Raw genomic sequence first — 2,232 nt, forward strand, 5'->3', positions numbered from 1 at the left:
ATAGGCGGCGGCCTGACGTGGCCCGAAGGTCTCGAGCGTCCACCGTGCAATATCGATCAGCGAGGCTTCCGCAGCCCGTGTCAGGCGCCAGGGTTTCGGCATCAGCAGGTCCGATCAGATCCTGGTGCGCGCCGCGGCAAAGGCGCGGCGGATGGCATCCTCGCCGCTACCATCGGCCAGGTCACCACGTCGTGCCTGTTCCAGCCCGGTCGCCAGACGTGTCCGGATATCACCCAATTCGACCTCTTCACGTTCCAGCAGACGCAGTCCTGCGCGCAGGGCCTCGGAGGCATTCTGGTAACGCCCGGATGCGACCAGCCGGTCGACGAGGTCGGATTGCGTATCGGTCAGAACGACGTTTCGGGTGGCCATGGGATGCTCCTTCAAGATCATTGGCAATATACGCCAATACACTCGCCTTGTCGACCTGTCGCATCACAGCAGTCCCTCTACGCGGCGATGCTTGACACCTGATTGAAGCGCCACGGCATGAGGTCTTCGATGCGGGCTTTCGGGTGTCCGTCGAGAATGGCGCGGAGGGTGTCGGCGATGTAGTCGACGGGGTTGACGCCCGGAAGCTTGCAGGTGGCGGCCAGCTAGGCGAGCATGGCCCAGTTCTCGGCACCGGTCTTTTCCGACAAAGAGGGCGTTCTTTCTCGTGAGGGTAATCGGGCGGATCTGGTTCTCGACCGGGTTGGTGTCCAGATCGAGGATGCCATCGTCGAGAAAGCGGATCAGGCCCGCCCAGTGCGCCAGCGTGTAGCGGATATCCCCGGCCAGCTGCGCTTCCAGCCAGGGCTTCAGGGCGGCGATGAGCGGGGCGGAATGTTCACGCCGCGCGGCCATCCAGGCTGCGGGGTTTTCGCCACGGACGGTCTTTTCAACCCGGTAGAGCAAGGCGATCCGACGCAGCATTTCCTCGGCGATGGGCGAGCCTTCGGTCTCGGCGCGTTTCACGAAGAGGTGGTTCGGATTGTCTGAACAGTTTCGCGCAGTTTCGTAAGAGGATTTCCCGCTCGGTTATGCCACCACAGGGGTTTGTGACGACGGGTTGAGATATGCCTGATCGGGCGTCTGTCCGTCCAGCGATGAATGCGGTCTCCTTGAGTTGTAGAACTTCAGATACCGGCGCAAGCTTTCACGAGCGACCGAGACGCTGTCATAGGCGCGCAGATAGACCTCTTCATATTTGATCGTCCGCCATAGCCGTTCGACAAAGACGTTGTCCCGCCAGGCCCCCTTGCCGTCCATGCTGATCTGGATGTCGGCAGTCTTCAATGTCCTGATGAAGTCGATGGATGTGAACTGGCTGCCCTGATCCGTATTCATGATTTCGGGTTTGCCATGGCGGTGCATCGCCTCTTTCAGAGCTTCGACACACGGTTCGGTTTCCAGCGTCGCCGACAGTCGCCATGCCAGGACTTTCCGGCTGAACCAGTCCAGCACCGCGACGAGATAGACGAAGCCACCTTCGTTGACGATCAGGACTTCGGTTGCTGCGACCAGGCGTTTCGCCTGAGCAGGGGTGAGCACCGCTGGAACAGGCGCAAGGTTGAGAATGGTCCTGCATCCGTTTCCGCACGCAATTTCAAGCGCCTCGACAACCGCGTCCGTTGGCAGTTCCATCTGACAGACAAGCGTGGTGCAGGAATCCGACAGGTTTCGTAGCCGGGCCGAAGCATTCGCGCCGCTCAAGACCGTAATGGCATTCTCGCCGCGGTCATCGAGCGAGATGAATGCGCATCCCGTCGGATGACCTGTCGTGGCGACGCCCGCATCTTCGACCCCATTGGCCACCAGGCTCAATCGGGCGCTCTCGCCGTTTTCATCGCGTCCGACCGCCCCGATCATGGCAACCGACGCGCCCACGCGGGCGGCGGCCACGGCCTGATTGGCATCCTTTCCACCTTGGCACAGCACCAGATCCTTCGCCAGAACCGTTTCACCGGGGCGGACGATCTCGTGAACGCGCATGACATGGTCGACGTTGATCGACCCGAATACGCAGAGCATCGGCCTACCCCACTACCTTTCGTTGTCCATATCGTGGAGCATAGAGACCCGGCGGCGGAAATCCTCGTCGGTGGAGAATTCCGCGTCGAGAAAGGCGTCAATCAGGTCGACGGCAAGCCACGGGCCGATGATCTTGGCGCCGATGCAGGCAACGTTGACGTCGTCATGCTCGACGCATTGATGCGCCGAATGCACGTCGTGGCAGATGGCGGCGCGAAT

At 61.2% G+C, this 2,232-nt stretch carries 4 protein-coding genes and 1 pseudogene; all 5 read right to left on the reverse strand.

All coding sequences use genetic code 11. The features are described 5' to 3' along the window. Nucleotides 1-114: 114 nt before the first annotated feature. The gene (locus ACK5IR_RS13380) at nt 115-372 is read right to left on the reverse strand and encodes a type II toxin-antitoxin system ParD family antitoxin (RefSeq protein WP_416929673.1); all 258 of its coding nucleotides are present in this window, start codon (nt 370-372) and stop codon (nt 115-117) included. A gap of 77 nt (nt 373-449) precedes the next feature. After that, nucleotides 450-596: a transposase domain-containing protein gene (locus tag ACK5IR_RS13385; protein ID WP_416929676.1), complete on the reverse strand. Its 147-nt coding sequence runs from the start codon at nt 594-596 to the stop codon at nt 450-452. Between the two features lie 88 nt (nt 597-684). After that, a pseudogene (locus ACK5IR_RS13390) lies at nt 685-915 on the reverse strand (IS66 family transposase); the annotation flags it as partial. A gap of 105 nt (nt 916-1,020) precedes the next feature. Beyond that, a complete protein-coding gene (locus ACK5IR_RS13395; protein ID WP_416929674.1) occupies nt 1,021-2,013 on the reverse strand; it encodes a PfkB family carbohydrate kinase in 993 nt (330 codons plus the stop codon). A gap of 12 nt (nt 2,014-2,025) precedes the next feature. Continuing rightward, nucleotides 2,026-2,232: RpiB/LacA/LacB family sugar-phosphate isomerase (locus ACK5IR_RS13400; protein ID WP_416929675.1), on the reverse strand; the 207-nt coding region annotated here is incomplete at its 5' end.

This window comes from Tropicimonas sp., from assembly GCF_047971885.1.
Taxonomy (GTDB): Bacteria; Pseudomonadota; Alphaproteobacteria; order Rhodobacterales; family Rhodobacteraceae; genus Tropicimonas.